This is a genomic window from Nonomuraea sp. NPDC003707 (genome assembly GCF_053587055.1).
The window spans coordinates 483,116-501,080 of the sequence record NZ_JBSFNK010000004.1 but is presented as its reverse complement, the minus strand read 5'-3'; the positions used below and the strand labels follow the sequence as shown (position 1 = coordinate 501,080).

Below are 17,965 nucleotides of genomic sequence, written 5' to 3'. Positions count from 1 at the left end.
GGGAATACTAGTCGGGTCAAAGTAACAGTAAAGCCCGAATTAACCTACGTTTTGCTTTTTCGGCGTCTTTGCACCGTGCCAATCAACCACAGGGCTCCCAGCAACGCTCCGATGCCTCCGGCGACCACCGGCAGCCCCTTCGGACCGTCCAGCGGGCTCGCCCACGCGACAGGGCGGGCGTGCTTCCGCGCCGCGGCCACGTTCCACGGCAGCGGCACCACGCCTTCGGCGCCGCGCGCGGGCTGCCCGGCCGCTCCTGGAGCGGCTTGCGGCGCCGCCATGCCGGGCAGGAGAGGCGCGCCCCCGAGCGGGGGCGCCGCGCCGGGCAGGACCAGCGCGGGCGGAGCGCCGGGCACCGGCTGCGGCACGGCCTCCGGCAGCCGCTGCAGGCCCTGAGGAGCCTGCGGCAGACCTTGGGGCAACTGCGGCACCTGCGGCAGCCCCTGAGGCAGCTGCGGGAGGCCTTGAGGTAGCTGCGGCGCGGCCTGAGGCCGCTGCAGGCCCTGGGGCAACTGCGGCGCGGCCTGAGGCAGCCGCTGCAGGCCCTGGGGCAGTTGCGGCACGGCCTGAGCCAGCCCGGGCGCCTGCGGCGCGGCTTGGGGCAGCTCAAGGCCCGGCACGCCCTGGGGCCACTGCGGCATCATCTGGGGCTGCCGGGGCGCCTGCGGCACGCCGCCCCTCAGCCGGCGCGCGGTCCCTCCGGCCGCCTCACGCCGCGGCGCGGCCGCTTCGGCGGGCCACTGCCCCTCGAGCAGCACGCCGGCCCCGGCCAGCAACCGGCGTCTGGCCTGCGCCCCGGCGACCTCTGGCGCCTCCGCGTCGGCTTGCACCTTCGCCCAGGCCCGTGCGGGCGGGGCGGGCTGTTGCAGTTGAGCGAGGAGTCGTTCCTTCGCCTCGGCGTACTCGCGGTTCTTCCCCGGAGCCGCGCCGGGCACGCCGGGCAGAGGCTCTTCGGGGCTCACGCGGACCGCCGGGCCGCTGAAGCCCGCCTCCTCGTCCATGACGCGTGTGGCGGCCGTCTTGGTCTTGGTCGTCAGCGGGCCGCCCGCGTCGGCCCGCATCCCGGCCACCGCCGCGAGCACCACCTGCTTCGCCCCCGACGGCGTGGTGAGCGTCACGTCCACTTCCCGCTCACCGGCGAGGTCGCCCAGCTCGCACACCCGCGTCCCGGGCGGGACCGCGCTCGGCAGCACCGAGCCGCCCGTGACGCTCAGCGCCTGGGCCGCCAGCGCCCGCGCGGCCCGCACGCCGCCCCGGGCCGCCCCCAGGCTCGCCTCCGCGGCGGGCGCGGACGCGAACGGCGTGCCCGGCGCCGCCGAGGCGCAGGACACCTGCGTCAGCGCCGCCGCCGGGCTGGCCGCGATCGCCACCTTGACCCCGTCGGCCATCCCGTTCAGCCGCACCCGGAACCGCTGGACGTCGCCCGTCCTGATCCACACCCCAGGCGTGCTCACGCGCTCCAGCACCAGCGACACCCGCGAGGCCGCCAAAGGCACGGAGGGCACAGCCGCAAGGATCAGTGCACCCGCAATGATCCAGCCACGCCGCATCACTCCCAACTCCCCCGTTGCGACAGATGTCACTCTTGGTAGTCATTCTGTCACACAGGGGAAGCACCTAATCCCGCGAAAGGAGCAGATTCTCCACAGTCTTCATAACGGGCAGATCCGCCCCGAGCCACTCGACCGAGTAGTACTCGCCGGGCCCCAGCCACCGCAGCGCCAGGTGCTCCCGAGCCTCCGGGACCCCCGAGGCCAGCGAGCACAGCCACACGCGCAGCACGTACCCCTCGGAAAGCTCCCAGTCCCCGCCCACCTGCTCACCCACCGTGACCTCCACGCCGAGCTCCTCGCGGCACTCGCGGACGAGCGCCGCCGTCTCGCTCTCGCCGGGATCCACCTTCCCGCCAGGGAACTCCCAGCCACCCGCGAGCGCCGGAGGCTCGGCGCGCTGGGCGGCCAGCACCCGAGCGCCCGGAGCGACGATCACCGCGGCCACCACGACCGTGTCGAAATCATTCACAGGGTAGGATTCTGCAGCTTCTTCAACTGCTCGAGCACGTCGGCGTTCTGCAGGGGGCGGGTGAAACCGAGGCGGTTGTCCCGGGCCTTGTAGCTGGTGACCTTGATCGGCCCGCACAGCCGGCACCGGGCCTCCAGCATCTTGCCCTTCGACACGACGAGCCCGACGTGGCCGGGGTTGTCGGCGGACGTGCCCGGACCGGCGTTGAAGAACACCAGGTCACCGGGCTGTTCCTGACCGTCTAAAACCTTCACGCCGAACGGCCACTGCCCGAACGTCGTACGCGGGATCATCAGCCCCGCCTCCCGATACGCCGCGAAGATGACGCCCGAGCAGTCGAACGCGTCGGGCCCCGTCCCGCCCCACAGATACGGCTTGCCGCGCTGCGCCAGCGCGTATTCCAAAATCTTGGCCACGATGTCGCTCGGCGCGGCCTCCACCAGCGAGTCGTCGCATTCCTCCGAAGCCTGCGGCGGCACCTTGACGTCGCCCGACTTGGCGTACTTCCTGGCGATCGCCTCGACCTGGTCCACGTACCACCAGGCCCGGTTGTAGACGAACAGCGCCTGCCGTACATTCTCCGGGGCTCCGTTGCGCTTGAGCATCCGCGCGGCGCCGAGGATCGCGTCGGCCGGGTTGTAGATGTCGCCCACCCCGTCGCCGTCACCGTCGGAGGCGTACCCGGTGAACTTCGACGACATCGCGACCCTGGCCTTGCCGCCCCACGTGGAGATCAGGAACTGCATCGGCCCGGCCGCGCCCGCGTAGTTGGTGCCGCTCTTGACGCCCGGCAGGTTGGAGCGGCCGTGGTCGGTCTCGCGCTTGCCCACGGCGGCCAGGATGTTCCACTGGACGCCGATCTTCTTGCCGTACTGCTTGTAGAACTCCAGGTATTCGGAAGGGATGTCCGACGTCGCCGAGTCGGACACCTCCTCCACCTGCGTGTTGTCGTTGCAGTCGGGCGAGGTGCCGCCGTCGCTGAGGAACGACGGCATCGAGATCAGCAGCATCGGCGACACGACGACCGCCACCAGGAGCAGCACGCCGGCGGCGCCGATGATCAGCGCCAGCCGGGTACGTGAGAGCTTCACCCCGAGGTGTCCCCCTCCTGGCCCTCCGTGGCAGGCCGGATGTCGAAGATCCGCCAGTCGGCTCCCGACTGGGTCACCGTGACCGCGTACTCCTCCTGAGCCGTCTGGTTACCGCTCTTGGCGGTGACCTGCCTCGCCGAGGCGACCACGAAGATGATGGAGTTCTTCTCGATCTGCCTGATCTCCTTCAGCCTGGCCGTGGCCTTGGAGACGATCTGATCGTTGCGGTTCTGCTCGACGGTGCCCGCCGACGTCATGGTCCTGGTCAGCTCGTTGCCGAGCTCGGCCGTCGTGTACGCCTTCACGCGGGTCGCGTACGCCGCCGGGTCCTCGTCGTACCTGAAGGTGCCGTAGTCGGCGGTGAACCGCTCGGCCAGGTCCGCCGTCGCGGCCAGCTGCTCCTTCTTCATCGGCAGGAACGAGTAGATGTCGAACGGGGCGGCGCTCGCGGTCGCCAGCGGCGTGCTCGACGGAGCCGGCGCGCTGACGACCCTCGCCGGCTCCTGACCGGGCCCGGCCTGCTCCTCCGGGTCGGGCCACATGGTCAGGTAGATGCCGACCGCGGCGATGACCACGACGACGACGGCGAAGGCCACCCCCCGCCTGTCACCTCCCTGCACCATGTTCGTTCAGTCCTTGTCGGGGTTGTTCGGCTTGAGCCAGAACGGCACATCCGGGCTGTCGCCTCCGGAACCGCCGTTGCGGCTGCCGCGCAGCCAGAGGGGAGGAGCCTCGGAGGTGCGGGACGAGGGCTCGTCCGAGCCGAAGATCCGGGAGCCGGACGAGCCTCCGGACGGCCTGGAGCCGCCGCCCGACCGGGTGGCGCCGTTGGACCTCGAACCGCCGCCGCCGAACAGCCCGCCGCCCGAACCGCCACGCGAACCACCGCCCGAACCGCCACGCGATCCGCCGCCGGAACCACCGGAGCCACCTGAGCCGCCGCCGAACAGCCCGCCGCCGCTCCCGCGCGAACGCGTGCCGCCCGAGCCGCCGAACCGGGAGCCGCGCGACCCGCCGGACGAACTACGCGACCCCGACGCCGAACCGCCGCGGGACGCCCAGCCGCCGCCGGACCGGCCGCCGAACCAGCCGCCGCCCGAGCCACCTGAGCCGCTGGAGCCGCTGGAGGCCGTGCCACCGGCCGCGCCGGCCACCCGGGGGCCGCCCGCCGCGGGACCGCGCGTGCGTGTGGGCGTCGTGCCCAGGTTGAGCGGCGGCGCCGTACCTCTGCGCGGCTCCATCGGAGCCCTGGCGCCCGCCTTGCCGCCCTGCTGGTCGGTGTCCAGCGGCGCGGCCGTGGCCGGTACGCGGGTGCCCAAGGGAACGCCCTCGCCCTCCTCGGCGCGTACCCGGGCCTGCCCCGCGGTGGCCGCCGCCGTGGCCGCGGCGCCCGCCGCGTTGGCGGCGCCGGCCGCCCTGATGAGCGGCTCGGCCTTGCGCAGCCCCCAGCGGCCGATCCTGGCCGAGGCGACCGGCGGCAGCGCGCCCGCGGACCGCTCGAGGACCGACGAGCTCGCCGCCTCGCCCAGCATGCGGGTGGTGACCGTGTGGCCGTTCATCGAGGCGAACAGGTGCTGGAACGGCCTGCGGTAGAAGAACACCGCGATCGTCAGCAGGGCCATGAACAGCACCTGCAGACCCCATGGCATGGCCGTGGAGATGATCAGCGCGTACCCGTAGACGAGGACGCTGAGCACGAGCGTGAGCACGGCCTGCCTGAGCAGCGTGCCGACGAGCATCTCCACCCAGCGCATGGCGACGATCCGGCCGCTGCCCGGATGGACGCCGATCAGCAGGAACACGGGCCCGAGGATCAGCAGCAGGAGGAAGCCCACCTTCAGCACCAGCAGCGAGACCGCCACCAGGAAGATGAGCAGGCCGGCCACGATCGCCGCGATGAACGCGCCGACCGCCACGCCGAGCCGGTTGGACCAGTCACGGCCGGAGAAGACGGTGTAGACGGGGTCGTTCTTGAGCTTGTCGGCCAGCGAGGCGTACTCCGACTGGCGGGCGCCCACGTCGGGCGCCGGCTGGCCGGCCACGGCCCGGGGGACCGACTGCATCTCCAGCACCTTGCGGCCCCAGTCGCGCACGATCGGCTGCTGCGGGTCGGCGGTGCCGAACAGGCCCACCAGCCACGGCTTGCAGACCAGCGTGGACCACAGCGCGTCGGCGTTCTGGTCGACGCCCGGCGTGCCGGTCTGGGCGTAGCCGCCGGCCTGGACCTTCGCGTCGGCGCCGCCGGGCGGCGGCAGGCAGGAGGCGCCGCCCGCGCCCGGCAGGCCGGAGAAGGCCGAGTTGACGACCTCGCCGGTCTTGTCGGTCACGACCTTGCCCAGGCCCGTGAAGTCGCCGGGACGGCTGAGGAACCAGACCGCCACGGTGACCGCGAGCACCATCCAGATCACGCCCTCGGCGGTCGTGGTGGCGCGCTTGCGGATCAGCCCGTACCAGGCCAGCCAGATGGCGCCGAGGATGACGATCGGCTGGAGGAAGGGCCAGTACATGGCCTTGGAGAGGTTCGTGATGATGTCGTCGACCACGTCCTTGATCGCCTGGAGCGGTCCCTCCGTCGCCGCCGCCTGGTACGTGGTGATTGTCAGCCGGTCGATGGCCTTGGCCGCGGTGAAGATGCCGTTGGCCCACATGTTGCCGAGCACGGCCACGTAGTCGGAGCAGCCCAGGTCGTGGGTGTGCCAGAACTGGCCGCTCATGCCGAACTGGGAGTAGTTGGTGGTCGGCGTCTGCGGCGCGCCTTCGACGGCCGGCGCCTGGATCAGGCCGTCGGTGCCGCCGCCGACCATCTCCGGGTTGAGCGGGCCCGACAGGTCACAGGGCGCCGCCGCGGCCGGGGCCGACAGCCCGCCCACCACGATCGGCATCACGAGAATGCTCGTGACGAGCGCCAGTGCCAGTGCGAGCCGTCGAGACAGCCGGATCTTCATGACCGTACCTCCTGCGCCCTGCCCACGCCCCCCTGAAGATCATCATGCCCGCTGCCGTCGGGTTTGTCGTGCGTCGGGTTCGTGTCGAGCCAACGGAGAAGATCCTCGGAGATCAGGTCTACTCCGATCCGCCCCGCCCTGCCATCCAGATCGCGGAATACGCATTCGCCGTTGCCGAGCGAGCGCAGCACGGCCTTGTGCTCCTCCGACGGCTCCACCCCGAGCAGGGACATGACGTGGTCCACCTCCACCCGTTCGGTGGACCTGAACGCGAAGACGGACGACAGGCAGTTGGTCACCTGCTCGTTGAGCAGGTCGCCCGCGTTCTGGGAGACCAGCACGAGGGCGGTGTTGCGGGAGCGGCCCATCCGGCTGACCTCGGGCACCAGCTTGGCGCCCTCGGGCGTGGAGGTGATCGCCCACGCCTCGTCCAGGAAGATCGCCTTGGGGGCGCGCCGGTCGAGGCCGTTCATCAGCCTGCGCGCGAACTGGGAGACCAGGTAGAGCAGCGCCACCGACAGCCGCTGCTCGTAGGAGTAGTCGTCCCTGGTCGTGGCCACGTCGGGCAGGGTCAGCCCACCCAGCGTGAACACCGTCGTCCAGCCCTCGCTGTCGATCTGGTCGCCGCCCGAAGGGTCGAAGCAGAGCCTGGCCAGGTGCATCTCCGACATGGAGCGCAGCACCGCGCCCAGGTTCTTCGAGGCGGGGTCGTCGGCCTGCTCCAGGAAGTCGACGACCTTGCCCAGCGACGGGTCGGGCGCGTTGGAGACCGCGGCCACCGCCTGGATCATGGCCGACTCGCGCTCCTCCGACATGCGGGGCAGCAGCAGCCTCAGCGTCTCGGTGGCCATGGTCTTCTTCGCCGCGATGTCGTCGCCGAACGAGAACGGGTCGAGCAGCCCCGGCGCCGCCGACCCCAGCGGGATGATGCGGGCCTTGCGACCCCGCTTCTCCAGCAGCCGCACCAGCGACTCGGCGTCGCCCTTCGGGTCGATCACCGCGACCGTCACGCCCCTGAGCGCCATCTGGTAGATCATCAGCAGCGCGAGCGTGGTCTTGCCGCCGCCGGGCTCGCCGGTGATCGCGATGGCGGTCGGCCGGTTGCGGGAGGCCGCCAGCAACGGGTCGAAGTGCACGATGCTGCGGGCCCTGCCGACGGTCTCGCCGATGTACGGGCCGAGCCAGCCCTCGGTGCCGTCGCCCAGCCGGTCGCCGAGGTCGACGGTGGCGGTGGCCATGCCGCCCGCGATGGTGCGCAACGGCTGCCGCTGCGCGTAGGCGTTGACGCGTACCTTCTCGCCCGGCAGCGTCTCGCTGAACAGCGAGAACTGGTCACCCGTCGAGTTGACCACGTCGATGCCCATGTCGCGGTAGTGCTCGACGACCGCCTCGACGCGCTGCACGCAGATGTCCTCGGTGGGGGCCGACACGATCAGGCGGTGCCAGCCGTACACGAAGGGCAGGCGTTCCTTCGTGATGCCGTGCTCCAGCATGCGGGCCGCGTCGATCTGCTCGGCCAGCGCCAGCGGCGCCTCCGCGCCGGCCTCGCGGATGTGGTGGTCCATGTCGCGGGCGTGCGCGAGCTTGCGCGCGACGTCCTTGGACGCCTTGACCGGCGGGATCAGCCGCATCCGCGACGAGATCTCCACGGGGAAGGCGAGCTGGTCCGCGAAGTGCATCCACGGCTCACCGTCCGGGAACGGCATGAGGTCGGGGAACCTCGCGAACGACAGGTAGGCCACGTACGAGTCGCCCTGCGGCTGCACGATGCGCAGCAGCGACCTGCCGTTGTGGATCTCCCCCTCGACCAGCGACTCGATCTCGCCCTTGCCCCAGCGCCGCTTCGGGCTGGCCGACGGCGGCGGATCGCCGAGCGCGCCGGAGGCCGCGTGCTGGAACAGCCACGCCACCTCGACGGAGGTGGCGTGCCTGGCGTAGAGGGCACTCGACGTGAGCGCCCTGCCGAGGCGTTCGGCCTGCTCGGTCCAGCGCCCGATCTCGCTGTCGGGGACGTGGTCGTCCTCCATGCCGAGCGCCTTCTCGGTCTTCTGGTAGAAGCCGAAGAGCTGGGACAGCACGCCGGCGCCGAGCTGCTTGCCGCGCGGGCCGAGCCGCACGCCGAGGAAGACCTCCTTGGACCAGAAGTCCTTCGCCCAGACGTGCCGGTACATCTCCTCCAGGTAGTCGCGCCAGCCGGGCCCCTCGTCGGAGGTGGCGTTGAGCGCCATGGCCCACTCGGCGGCGGGGTACGTGCGGTGCGCGACCCTCAGGTGGACCTCGGCGTCGGGCATCCTGATCGCGGCCAGCGCGATCGTGATGTTGGTGGCCAGGGCCTCGCGTTCGTCGGGTGTGACGAACTCGTAGCTGACCGTCGGAAGGCGGAAGTACGCCCATGCGGAGGTGTCCGTGAGCAGGATGCGGTCGTCGAAATACCGGACCGCCAGGCGCTGGTGCGCTCGTGCCGCCCTGCTCATGCCGCCCCCTCGGCGCATGAACGGGCCAGACCTGCTCGCTTGTTCACTTATCGCTCACCGATTCTCGTGCCCGGGGGGTCACTCGCCAACTCCTCTTCGCTCGGTCGGACGGTCTGTGCCTGTGCCGCGAAGCCCGCGATCACGACGCCGGCAAGAGCGAGATAGGCCCGTTTGCCGGCCGTGCGCAACTGCCCCGGGTCGACGACCTCCGCGCCCTCGGGCGCCAGACCGTCCTCCCAGGGGACCCTGACGATGGCCCGGCACCTGCCCCTGGCCACCGACTCCGCCTGCTCGACGTCGGTCATCGAACGCCTGCTCACGCCGTTGACCACCATGACCGCACGCCTGCGCAGCTCCGCGCAGCCGTGCCCGTCGAGCCACTCGTACGTCATCGCCACCGCCTCCGACGCCTCCTCGCTCGCGGGGACCACCAGGACGAGCTGGTCCGCGTACGGCAGGAGCCTGGCCGCCAGCGCGGCGGCCGGGTCGATGACGGCGAGCTTGTAGTGGCGGTCCAGAAGGCGCATGGACTCGCCCAACCGATGGTCGGAGAAGAACGACCGGTCCGCCAGCCGCTGTTCGGCGCCCGCGTCGCTGTCCGCGCTGATCACCTCGAGCCCCGAGGCGGTCCTCGTGGTGTACCCACGCATGGTGAGATACCCGCTGACGCGGTCGAGCCCGGACAGCAGCGAGGTGAGAGTTTCGGGCGTCTCCGGCTGGATCTTGCTCGTCAGGGTGCCGCCGCCGGTGTTGGCGTCGACGGCCACGACCCTGTCATCGCGGTATCTGGCGAAGGTGTGGCCCAGCATGAGCGCCGTCGTGCTCTGACCGGCGCCGCCGGTGCAGCCCAGGACCACGATCCTGCGGCTGCCGCCGAACACGCCCCTGGCCCTGGCCTCGTCGATCTCGGACCCGTCGGTCCGGACCCCGCCTCCGCCGACGACCACCTGCGCGATCCTCCGCCACCCGCCGGAGTCCCGCCCCACCACGGACTCGACCCGCCGCACCCGGCCTTCACCTGGGCGGGGGACGGGCACGGGAGCGACGAACTCGCCCCCACGCTCCTGCGCCGCCCCGACACCCCGACCGTCACCGGCACTCGCCGCACCCCGGCCATCTCCGGCCTTCGCCGCCGCGCTCCGGGAGTCACCGGCATTCGCCGCCGCAACCCGACCGTCCTCGGCGCTCGCCGCCACCCGCCGATCACCGGCCGCCGGACCGCGCGCGTCGGGCACACCCGCACCCCGGTCACCACGCGTGCCGGGGAAGGACCCGCTCCGGTCACCACGTGTGCCAGGGACCGCCGCACCTCGGTCACCACGCGTGCCGGGCACGCCCGCGCCGGGCGTATCGCCCTTCGGCGCCGCGACCCGCGCACTCGGCGCACTTACGCCGTCGCGCATCTCGGCAGCATCGCCAGCCGTAACGTCGTCGGCCTTCTCCCGTGCGTCGGCCTTCTTCGGTGCGTCGGCCTTCTTCGGCGCGTCGCCCTTCAGCCCGTCATCCGCCGTAGCCGGCGCGTCCACGCCACCGCGCTCATCCGTGACCTCGGCCACCGGCTGCGGCACGCCCGCGTCCGGCGTGTCACCGACCGCGCCCGGCATGTCGCCCGATGCGTCGGGCACGTCAGCCGTCGTGCTCGGCGCACCCGGAGCGTCGGCCGTCGTGCTCGGACCCGAAGTTCTGGCCGTCGCGCTCGGCGCACTCTGCGCGTCGGCCGTCGTGCTGGGCTCATCGCTCGGTGCACCCGGCGTGTCGGCCATTGTGATCGGTGCCGTGTCCTGCTGGGGCGGGGCGGTGGATGTGGTGTCGGGGGACTCTGTGCCGGGCCTGGTGGCGGCGGGGCGGGGCAACGGCTTGGCGTCGGGGTTGAGCGGCGGCCAGACGCGCTGCGGGCCGGACAGCACCAGCGACGGGCCCAGCCGCGGCGGCTGCCCCTTCCGGTGCTGGTCCCGCGCGACCTCGTCCTCGCGCCGTTCCCCGCGGCCTTCTCCACGTCCTTCCTCGCGCCGTTCCCCGCGACCCTCCCCGCGTCGTTCCTCGTCCCGCTCCCGGTCCCGCCGCTCGCCCTCCGCAGGACCCGAAGGTTCGGCGGGGGCGTCGGCGCTCGCCGCGAGCCGGCGCAGCCGCCGCAGCGCCTCGGTGTCGATGGGCTTCCCCGCGCCGGGCTTGTGGGTCTCCGTCTCGCTGACCGCCCCGGCCGCCTCACGGTCGGCACGCGACTCGTCGGGCGATCCGGAGCCGAGCCCCTGAACGTCCCCGTTCCGGCCCGCGACCTCCTGGCCCCGGACCCCGGCCGCGGCTTCGCGGCCCCGCGTCTCGACAGCGGGCTCCTGGGTCCCGACGTCGGCCAGAGCGGCGGCGGCCTCTCCCCGCCCCGTGCGTTCACGGCCGGCGGCATCCCGCGCGTCCCCACGATCCCAAGCCGCAGCGTCCCGGGCGTCCCCGCGATCCCGAGTCGCAACATCCCGCGCGTCCACGAATTCCCGGGTGGGAGGCTCGGAGCTCTCGTGGCCGCCGGGCGGCAGGGCGTCCTGGCGGCGTCCAGGGCCGCCTGGAAGGGCCTCCTCGCGCCGCAACGCACCGACCCCGGACCTCGGTGCCGAAGGCGGGGCCGTCTCGCGTACCCGGGCCTTGAGGGCGGGCGCGGTGCCGCGGCGGGTGCCCCAGCGGCCGGTGGTCGGCTCCGCCACGGGAGCCTGGGAAGCGGCGGCGGCAGCGGCCGCGACGGCCGGGCGGACCTGGCGCGGACCGGCGATCCGCTGGCCCTCGCGCCGCCGCTGCGGCTGGCGGGCCTTGCGGGGCGCCTTCGACTTGGCCCGCGCGGGGGTGGTGCGCCAGACGCGGCCGGAGAACGTGATCGTCTCGGGCTCCGACATGGGCGCGAGGCGGTACCACGCCTTCGGCTGGCCCAGGTAGCGGAGCTGGGACTCGAGGAGCTCGGTGAGCCGCTTACCCTCGATGACGGGACGGGTGGACAACCACGTCACGATCCCGGGCGGCACGAGGTACAGCACGTGCCACGGCATCTCCACCGGCACGCCCACCAGGACCAGCAGGAGCGACCACGGAACGAACACCCCGACGAAAACGCCGATCCAGACGATCGGCAGCGGCATCGGCAGCCGTAGGTCGTACAGCTTGTAGAGCCGCTTCTCGATCCGCCAGATGTTCGTATATGTGGGCAGGTCCACGCCGGTCCTCCTCTCCACCCGCTCGTACATGACCGCCGCGGAGCGGTCTCAACCCTCTACTTGATGCCCAGAGCGCCCGCGATCGCCTTCGCCGTCACCTCGATGATGTTGGGAACGTAGAAGATCACGCCGATGGCCACAGCCAGTATCAGGAACTGCACGAAACGTGTGATCTCGCGGGTGAAGAGGAAGAAGAGCGCGACCACCGAGACGACGACGAGGAACAGCGGGGCGAAGAACCCGCGCAGGAAGTTGGCGAGACCTCCGGTGTCCGGGCCGGTCGCCGGGGGTGTCGGCGTCAGTTCGATCAGGTGGAGCAGAACGGTCTTCAGGGTCACTTCTTGTCCTCCCGGGGGGGTACCGATGAGCGGCGTGGCCGTGCCTCTATCCAACGACCCGGCCGGCGCCGCGAATGTCGGCGACGAACCACTTGTCGCCCTGCTTCTCGACGGTCAGCCGGTAGGCCATCTCCAGCGTGCCGCCCACAGCCGCGGGATCGGTGGCGTCGGGGGTGGCGGGTGTCTCGCTGTTCGGCACGACCCACACCACGACCGCCTGGATCTCTCGGGTGGCACCCCCCACAGGCACCACGACCTTCTTCAGCTCCCTGAACGTGAACGTGCCGCCGAAGCTCGGCAGCGTCCGGCCCGCGGCGACGTAACGCTGCAGCCCGGCCGCGTCGCCGGAGGCGTAGTCGGTGAAGAAACCCTTCAGTTGCTCTTTGAGCTCGCTCGCGGTGGCCTCGTCGGTCTCCGGCGCGGCGACCTGCGGCACGTCGGCCGGGCCCGGGGCGGGCAGCACCGCGGGACGGCCGACCACGGCGAACCTGCCGCCGGCCTCGTCGCCCGAGTAGTAGAGCGGGACCGACAGCATCAACCTGCGCGGGCCTGACTGGAAGGCCACGCTGACCAGGGCGTTGTGGGCGTCGCTCGCCTCGATGTCGTACGGCTGGATGGCGACGGCCGCGAACTTGCCGTAGCCGTCCCAGCCCATTTGCGGATCCATGCCCTCGGCCAGGAAAGCGCCCAGCTTGCGCGACCTGCTCGCGGCGTCGTCCGGGCTGAAATTGAGATAGACCCCGGCGAACTGGGCGGCGAAAGCCATGCCCCGGTCGGCCGGAAAACCATGGTGAGCAGGCGCGACGCTATTGGGCGTCGCGCTCGTTTGTTGGGTAAATCGCTCAAATGGGGCACGAACCCCATTCACGACGACAACCACGATAACTGCCCAGAGAATGACACGGCCGGTCCATACGAGCCACCGCCCGCCTCCGCCCGACCAGCCGCCGCGCCGCGGCCTGCGAGGCGGCGGCGCGTCGAAGTCAGCCGTGTCAAGGCGCGCGGAAAGCTCGGGGTCGCCAGCGATCCGAGGATCGTGCTGGACGGTAGACCTACGAGCCATCACGCCTCCGCTCGCGCCGATCCCCCCGGCTGGCGCGGTGTCGTCCGTTGCCGATCCCCATCATCCGCGGTGAAGTAGTCACCCTATCCGGTCTCCGCCATTGTTCCAGGAAAGCCACGCCCATGCTGCGGCATGACCGTCCTGACGGCAAACCGGGTCGGCGGGCAGGCCTCATTGCCGATTCCTGAGACTTCCCGGTGGAAACAGCTTTTGACCAGCCCAGATACCTAAATTGGCATAGCGCGACAGCCACGGATTCCTGTCCTACCGGGCATGGACTCTCGCCAGGCGGATTCGGTATGGATCGCGGAGCGGAGTCAGGGCCGTCAGGCGGGCTCCGGATCCTGGGTGGGGCGCGGCTGACGCCTGCTGTGCAGGTCCACGACCGTCTGCTGGGCCGACCGGTCCAGGGACACGACGGTCGGCTGCACCGCCCGCTCCAGGGAGCCGCGCAGGTCCGCCAGCATCTCGGCGGCGTCCCGCTCGCGCATCCGCGTCGCCATCTCGTTGCGCTCGTCGACCTTCCTGCGGAGGTACGCCTCGCGGTTGACGCGCAGGCCGTACATGAGCTCGACCCTGATCAGGGCGAGCTCCTCCTCAAGGCTGATGCCGGCCAGAGTGGGCGTGGGACGTCGTTTCCGGATGATGCGGCGGATCATTGAGGGCCTCCCGAGTCAGCGTGAACGCCGTGACGATTCGACGCGCGGGGGCCCAAAGTGGTTGACGCATCAGTTGTCCCGGCATCAGACGTCCTACCGATTCCCGGGATGAGACGTCTGAGGGGGCATCGCCGCCGTCACCATCGGTAACGTACCGTAACGAACGGCGGCTTTCCGTGATTTCCCACGGGACACCCCGGCCCGGGCCGTGCTCAGACGTTGAAGCGGAACTCCACCACGTCGCCGTCGCGCATGATGTATTCCTTGCCCTCGACGCGGGCCTTGCCCGCCGCGCGGGCGTTGGCGATGGAGCCGACCTCGACCAGGTCGTCGAAGGAGACGACCTCGGCCTTGATGAAGCCGCGCTGGAAGTCGGTGTGGATCACGCCGGCCGCCTCGGGCGCGGTGGCGCCCTTGGGGATCGTCCAGGCCCTGGTCTCCTTCGGCCCGGCCGTGAGGTACGTCTGCAGGCCGAGCGTGTCGAAGCCGACCCTGGCGAGCTGCCGCAGCCCCGACTCCTCCTGGCCGACCGACTGGAGGAGCTCCAGCGCCTCCTCCTCGTCGAGCTCGACCAGCTCCGACTCGATCTTGGCGTCCATGAAGACCGCCTCGGCGGGCGCGACCAGCGTCGCCAGCTGCTCCCGGAGCGCGGAGTCGCCCAGCTCGTCGGCGTCGAGGTTGAACACGTACAGGAACGGCTTGGCCGTCAGCAGGTGGAGCTCGCGCAGCTCCTCGCGGTCGAGACCGCTCTCGAAGATGGTCTTGCCGGTCTCCAGCACGCTCAGCGCGGCCTCGGCGGCCTCCAGCGCGGACTTCTTGTCCTTGTTGTTGCGCGCCTCCTTCTGCAGGCGCGGGATGGCCTTCTCGACCGTCTGCAGGTCGGCCATGATCAGCTCGGTGTTGATGGTCTCGATGTCGCGCTTGGGCGAGATGTCGCCGTCCACGTGCGTGACGTCGGGGTCGCTGAAGACGCGGACCACCTGGCAGATCGCGTCGGTGTCGCGGATGTTGGCGAGGAACTGGTTGCCCCTGCCCTGCCCCTCCGAGGCCCCCTTGACCAGGCCCGCGACGTCGACGAACTCGACCTTGGCGGGCAGGATGCGGGCCGAGCTGAAGATCTCGGCCAGCTTGGGCAGCCGGTCGTCGGGCACGCCCACGATGCCCACGTTGGGCTCGATGGTGGCGAACGGGTAGTTCGCGGCGAGCGCGTTGCCGGACTTCGTCAGCGCGTTGAAGAGCGTGGACTTGCCGACGTTGGGCAGACCGACGATACCGATAGAGAGACTCATGCTGCCGACTCCGTCGTCACCATGAGTCTTTGACTGCTGTGTTTGATGGTTCTCTCGCTGCGCTCGCTCACGAACGCCAAGTTTACGTGCTGAGCGTAACGAGCGTGTCGGGCCGGATCGGCGCGCCGGAGTCCTGCATCATCGATCAAGTGGATGTCGTCTCGCTTCTCGTAGGTCTGGCCGCCGGGCTCGTCATCGGTTTCCTGGTGGCCAGGACGCGGGCCGCGGTGCGGGTGGCCGAGGCGGACGCGCGGGCCAAGTCGGCCGCCGACAAGCTGGTCTACGTCGAGGAGCAGCTCGCCGAGCGCTTCCAGGCCCTGTCCACGCGCGCCCTCGACGTCAACAACATCCGCTTCCTCGAGCTGGCCGAGACCAGGCTGGCCGCCAGCCGCGCCGAGGCCACGGGCGATCTGGACCAGCGCAAGCAGGCCGTCGAGCACCTGGTGGAGCCGCTGAAGGACGCGCTCGCCCGGGTCGAGTCGCAGCTGCGCGACACCGAGTCCGGCCAGCGCGCGGCCCGCGCCGAGCTGGCCAAGCAGATGGAGTTCGTACGGCAGAGCAACGAGCAGTTGCGCTCCCAGACCACGGCCCTGGTCAGGGCCCTGCAGCGGCCCGAGGCGCGGGGCAGGTGGGGCGAGCTCCAGCTGCGCAGGGTCGCCGAGATCGCCGGCATGCAGCACCACTGCGACTTCGACGAGCAGGTCACCGAGGGCCCCATGCGCCCCGACATGGTCGTCAGGCTCGCCGGCGGCAAGAACATCGTGGTCGACTCCAAAGTCTCGCTGGCGGCCTATCTGGAGGCCGCCGAGGCGTCCGACGAGAGCCTCGCCACGGTCCGGCTCGACGCTCACGCCCGGCATGTCCGCGAGCACATCGACCGGCTGGCGGCCAAGTCCTACTGGCAGGGGTTCAACCCGTCGCCGGAGTTCGTGGTGCTGTTCATCCCGGGCGAGGCGTTCCTGGCCCCGGCGCTGGAGCGCGATCCCGGGCTGCTGGAATACGCGATGACGCGGCGGGTCCACATCGCCACGCCGACGACGCTGATCACGATGCTGCGCACCGCGCATTACGCCTGGCAGCAGGCCGCGCTGAGCGAGAACGCGCGGGCGGTGTTCGAGCTGGGCAAGGAGCTGTACGAACGGCTCTCGTCCCTCGGCAGGAACGTCGACTCGCTCGGCAGGGCGCTGACGCGGGCCGTGGAGGCGTACAACAAGTCGGTCGGATCGCTCGAAAGCCGCGTCCTGGTCACCGCGCGCAAGCTGCACGATCTGGGCGTCGTGGACGGCGATCTCGACTCTCCTGAGATGCTCGAAGGCCTGCCCAGACCCCTGGCATCCCCCGAACTGCTGGAAACCTCGCCTCTGCTTTCCCACTCGAACGGTAAGTTGGCCAACGGGTCGCAATAAATCGGGGGTGGGGCATTGGGTGAGAAGAGGCGTCCCGCGGTCAGGCTGACCGCTCGCGGCGCCATCGCGCTCGCCCTGGTCGCCACCTTGGCGGGCTACGTGCTGGCGACCCTGCTCGACATCCAGTACGTCGTGGGCGCGACCTTCGTGCTGTCGAGCTTGCTGGGCGTGCTCCTGGTCAACCGGCGCGAGCTGCTGTCGCTGGTGGTGACGCCGCCGCTGGTGTTCTTCTGCGCCACGCTCTTCGTCGAGCTGGGGCGCGCGTTCGGCTCGGTGTCCATCGTGCAGTCGCTGGCGCTGGGGCTCTACACGTCGCTGACGCAGGGCGCGCCGTGGCTGTTCGCGGGCTCGGCCGTCGTGCTGGGCGTCGCGTGGCGGCGCGGGCTCCGCGACAACGTACGCGAGCTGCGGGAGGAGCTGAAGGCGGGCGCGGAGATGCCGCGCCCGCGCCAGCCGTTCGTGCCCGAGCCGGAGGGCTACTTCGAGCCCAAGGTCTACGGGACGCCGCGCGGGGACGACTAGGAGACCCGCAGGTCCTTGCGCAGCTCGTGGGGCAGGGCGAAGCGCATGCTCTCCTGCACCGACTCGACCTGGGTCACGTCGTCGAACCCATGCTTGGCCAGCCGCGCCAGCACCTCGTCGACCAGCTCCTCCGGAACGGACGCGCCGCTGGTCACGCCGACCGTGGTGACGCCCTCGAGCCACTCGTCGCGGATGAAGGTGGCGTTGTCGACGAGGTAAGAAGCCTCGGCCCCGTAGTCCTTGGCCACCTCGACCAGGCGCTTGGAGTTGGAGGAGTTTTCCGAGCCGACCACGATGACCAGCTGCGCCTCGGCGGCGATCTCCTTGACCGCGACCTGCCGGTTTTGCGTGGCGTAGCAGATGTCGTCGCTCGGCGGGTCGATCAGCGTGGGGAAGCGCTCCTTGAGCCGGGTGACCGTCTCGGTGGTCTCGTCGACCGACAGCGTGGTCTGCGACAGCCAGACCAGCTTGCTCGGATCCTTGACCTGCACTTTGTCGACCGCGTCGAGCCCGTCCACGAGCTGGATGTGGTCGGGGGCCTCACCGGAGGTGCCCTCGACCTCCTCGTGACCCTCGTGCCCGATCAGGAGGATGTCGTAGTCCTGGCTCGCGAACCGCCTCGCCTCGTTGTGCACCTTGGTGACCAGCGGGCAGGTGGCGTCGATGGTGCGCAGGCTGCGCCGGCGCGCCTCGTCGTGCACCGCCGGGGACACCCCGTGGGCCGAGAACACCACGATCTCGCCCTCGGGCACCTCCTCGGTCTCGTCGACGAAGATGGCGCCCCTGGCCTCCAAAGTCTTGACGACGTGGGTGTTGTGAACGATCTGCTTGCGTACGTAGATCGGCGCACCGTACTGCTCCAGGGCCTTCTCGACCGCTACCACGGCTCGATCGACTCCGGCACAGTAGCCGCGTGGCTTGGCTACGAGTACTCGGCGGGAAGTGGGGGTCTGCGGCTCCAT

General features: G+C 70.9%; 14 protein-coding genes. 2 read left to right on the top strand and 12 right to left on the bottom strand.

From position 1 onward, the window contains the following. Nucleotides 1-44: 44 nt before the first annotated feature. From ACWDRB_RS13160 to ychF, 11 genes are all read right to left on the bottom strand, one after another. Nucleotides 45-1,505 (bottom strand): hypothetical protein, encoded by a 1,461-nt coding sequence (locus tag ACWDRB_RS13160; RefSeq protein WP_449893463.1) that lies wholly within the window; start codon nt 1,503-1,505, stop codon nt 45-47. 112 nt (nt 1,506-1,617) lie between these two features. Continuing rightward, nucleotides 1,618-2,022 (bottom strand): (deoxy)nucleoside triphosphate pyrophosphohydrolase, encoded by a 405-nt coding sequence (locus ACWDRB_RS13155; RefSeq protein WP_449893461.1) that lies wholly within the window; start codon nt 2,020-2,022, stop codon nt 1,618-1,620. Continuing rightward, a complete protein-coding gene (locus tag ACWDRB_RS13150; protein WP_449893459.1) occupies nt 2,019-3,113 on the bottom strand; it encodes a C40 family peptidase in 1,095 nt (364 codons plus the stop codon). The genes ACWDRB_RS13155 and ACWDRB_RS13150 overlap by 4 nt, the downstream gene beginning before the upstream one ends. Then, a complete protein-coding gene (locus ACWDRB_RS13145) occupies nt 3,110-3,736 on the bottom strand; it encodes a hypothetical protein (protein ID WP_363970838.1) in 627 nt (208 codons plus the stop codon). The genes ACWDRB_RS13150 and ACWDRB_RS13145 overlap by 4 nt, the downstream gene beginning before the upstream one ends. A gap of 6 nt (nt 3,737-3,742) precedes the next feature. Further along, on the bottom strand, nt 3,743-6,058 hold the full coding sequence (locus ACWDRB_RS13140; RefSeq protein ID WP_449893456.1) for a type IV secretion system protein: 2,316 nt from the start codon (nt 6,056-6,058) through the stop codon (nt 3,743-3,745). Beyond that, nucleotides 6,055-8,532, bottom strand: coding sequence for an ATP-binding protein (locus ACWDRB_RS13135; RefSeq protein ID WP_449893453.1), 2,478 nt, complete (start codon nt 8,530-8,532; stop codon nt 6,055-6,057). Before ACWDRB_RS13135 ends, ACWDRB_RS13140 begins: the two co-directional genes overlap by 4 nt. Nucleotides 8,533-8,579: 47 nt before the next feature. Next, nucleotides 8,580-11,726 carry a TcpE family conjugal transfer membrane protein gene (locus ACWDRB_RS13130; RefSeq protein WP_449893451.1) on the bottom strand — a complete coding sequence of 1,049 codons (3,147 nt, stop codon included), beginning with the start codon at nt 11,724-11,726 and terminating at the stop codon, nt 8,580-8,582. Nucleotides 11,727-11,782: 56 nt separating this feature from the next. Next, on the bottom strand, nt 11,783-12,064 hold the full coding sequence (locus ACWDRB_RS13125; RefSeq protein ID WP_185068535.1) for a hypothetical protein: 282 nt from the start codon (nt 12,062-12,064) through the stop codon (nt 11,783-11,785). A gap of 46 nt (nt 12,065-12,110) precedes the next feature. Further along, the gene (locus tag ACWDRB_RS13120; protein WP_246554195.1) at nt 12,111-12,830 is read right to left on the bottom strand and encodes a conjugal transfer protein; all 720 of its coding nucleotides are present in this window, start codon (nt 12,828-12,830) and stop codon (nt 12,111-12,113) included. Between the two features lie 623 nt (nt 12,831-13,453). Further along, nucleotides 13,454-13,786 carry a hypothetical protein gene (locus tag ACWDRB_RS13115; RefSeq protein WP_350725620.1) on the bottom strand — a complete coding sequence of 111 codons (333 nt, stop codon included), beginning with the start codon at nt 13,784-13,786 and terminating at the stop codon, nt 13,454-13,456. Between the two features lie 212 nt (nt 13,787-13,998). Further along, nucleotides 13,999-15,075, bottom strand: a complete 1,077-nt coding sequence (gene ychF / locus ACWDRB_RS13110; protein ID WP_350725621.1) for a redox-regulated ATPase YchF — start codon at nt 15,073-15,075, stop codon at nt 13,999-14,001. A 149-nt stretch (nt 15,076-15,224) separates the two neighbouring features. Between ychF and rmuC the strand changes: the two genes are divergently transcribed. Further along, on the top strand, nt 15,225-16,481 hold the full coding sequence (gene rmuC / locus ACWDRB_RS13105) for a DNA recombination protein RmuC (protein WP_397373922.1): 1,257 nt from the start codon (nt 15,225-15,227) through the stop codon (nt 16,479-16,481). Between the two features lie 15 nt (nt 16,482-16,496). Then, entirely contained in the window at nt 16,497-17,003 is a 507-nt protein-coding gene (locus ACWDRB_RS13100) for a DUF6542 domain-containing protein (protein WP_449893446.1), read from the top strand. Here the strand turns inward: ACWDRB_RS13100 and ACWDRB_RS13095 are convergent. Beyond that, complete coding sequence (locus ACWDRB_RS13095) at nt 17,000-17,965, bottom strand: 4-hydroxy-3-methylbut-2-enyl diphosphate reductase (RefSeq protein WP_350725625.1); 966 nt, start codon at nt 17,963-17,965, stop codon at nt 17,000-17,002. The genes ACWDRB_RS13100 and ACWDRB_RS13095 overlap by 4 nt on opposite strands.

What these genes read in the sequence shown, in the direction of transcription:
- ACWDRB_RS13095 (WP_350725625.1), bottom strand. Translation starts at nt 17,965, where the DNA reads ATGGAGCCGCAGACCCCCACTTCCCGCCGAGTACTCGTAGCCAAGCCA.
- ACWDRB_RS13140 (WP_449893456.1), bottom strand. Translation starts at nt 6,058, where the DNA reads ATGAAGATCCGGCTGTCTCGACGGCTCGCACTGGCACTGGCGCTCGTC.
- ACWDRB_RS13135 (WP_449893453.1), bottom strand. Translation starts at nt 8,532, where the DNA reads ATGAGCAGGGCGGCACGAGCGCACCAGCGCCTGGCGGTCCGGTATTTC.
- ACWDRB_RS13145 (WP_363970838.1), bottom strand. Translation starts at nt 3,736, where the DNA reads ATGGTGCAGGGAGGTGACAGGCGGGGGGTGGCCTTCGCCGTCGTCGTC.
- ACWDRB_RS13115 (WP_350725620.1), bottom strand. Translation starts at nt 13,786, where the DNA reads ATGATCCGCCGCATCATCCGGAAACGACGTCCCACGCCCACTCTGGCC.
- ychF (WP_350725621.1), bottom strand. Translation starts at nt 15,075, where the DNA reads ATGAGTCTCTCTATCGGTATCGTCGGTCTGCCCAACGTCGGCAAGTCC.
- ACWDRB_RS13120 (WP_246554195.1), bottom strand. Translation starts at nt 12,830, where the DNA reads ATGGCTTTCGCCGCCCAGTTCGCCGGGGTCTATCTCAATTTCAGCCCG.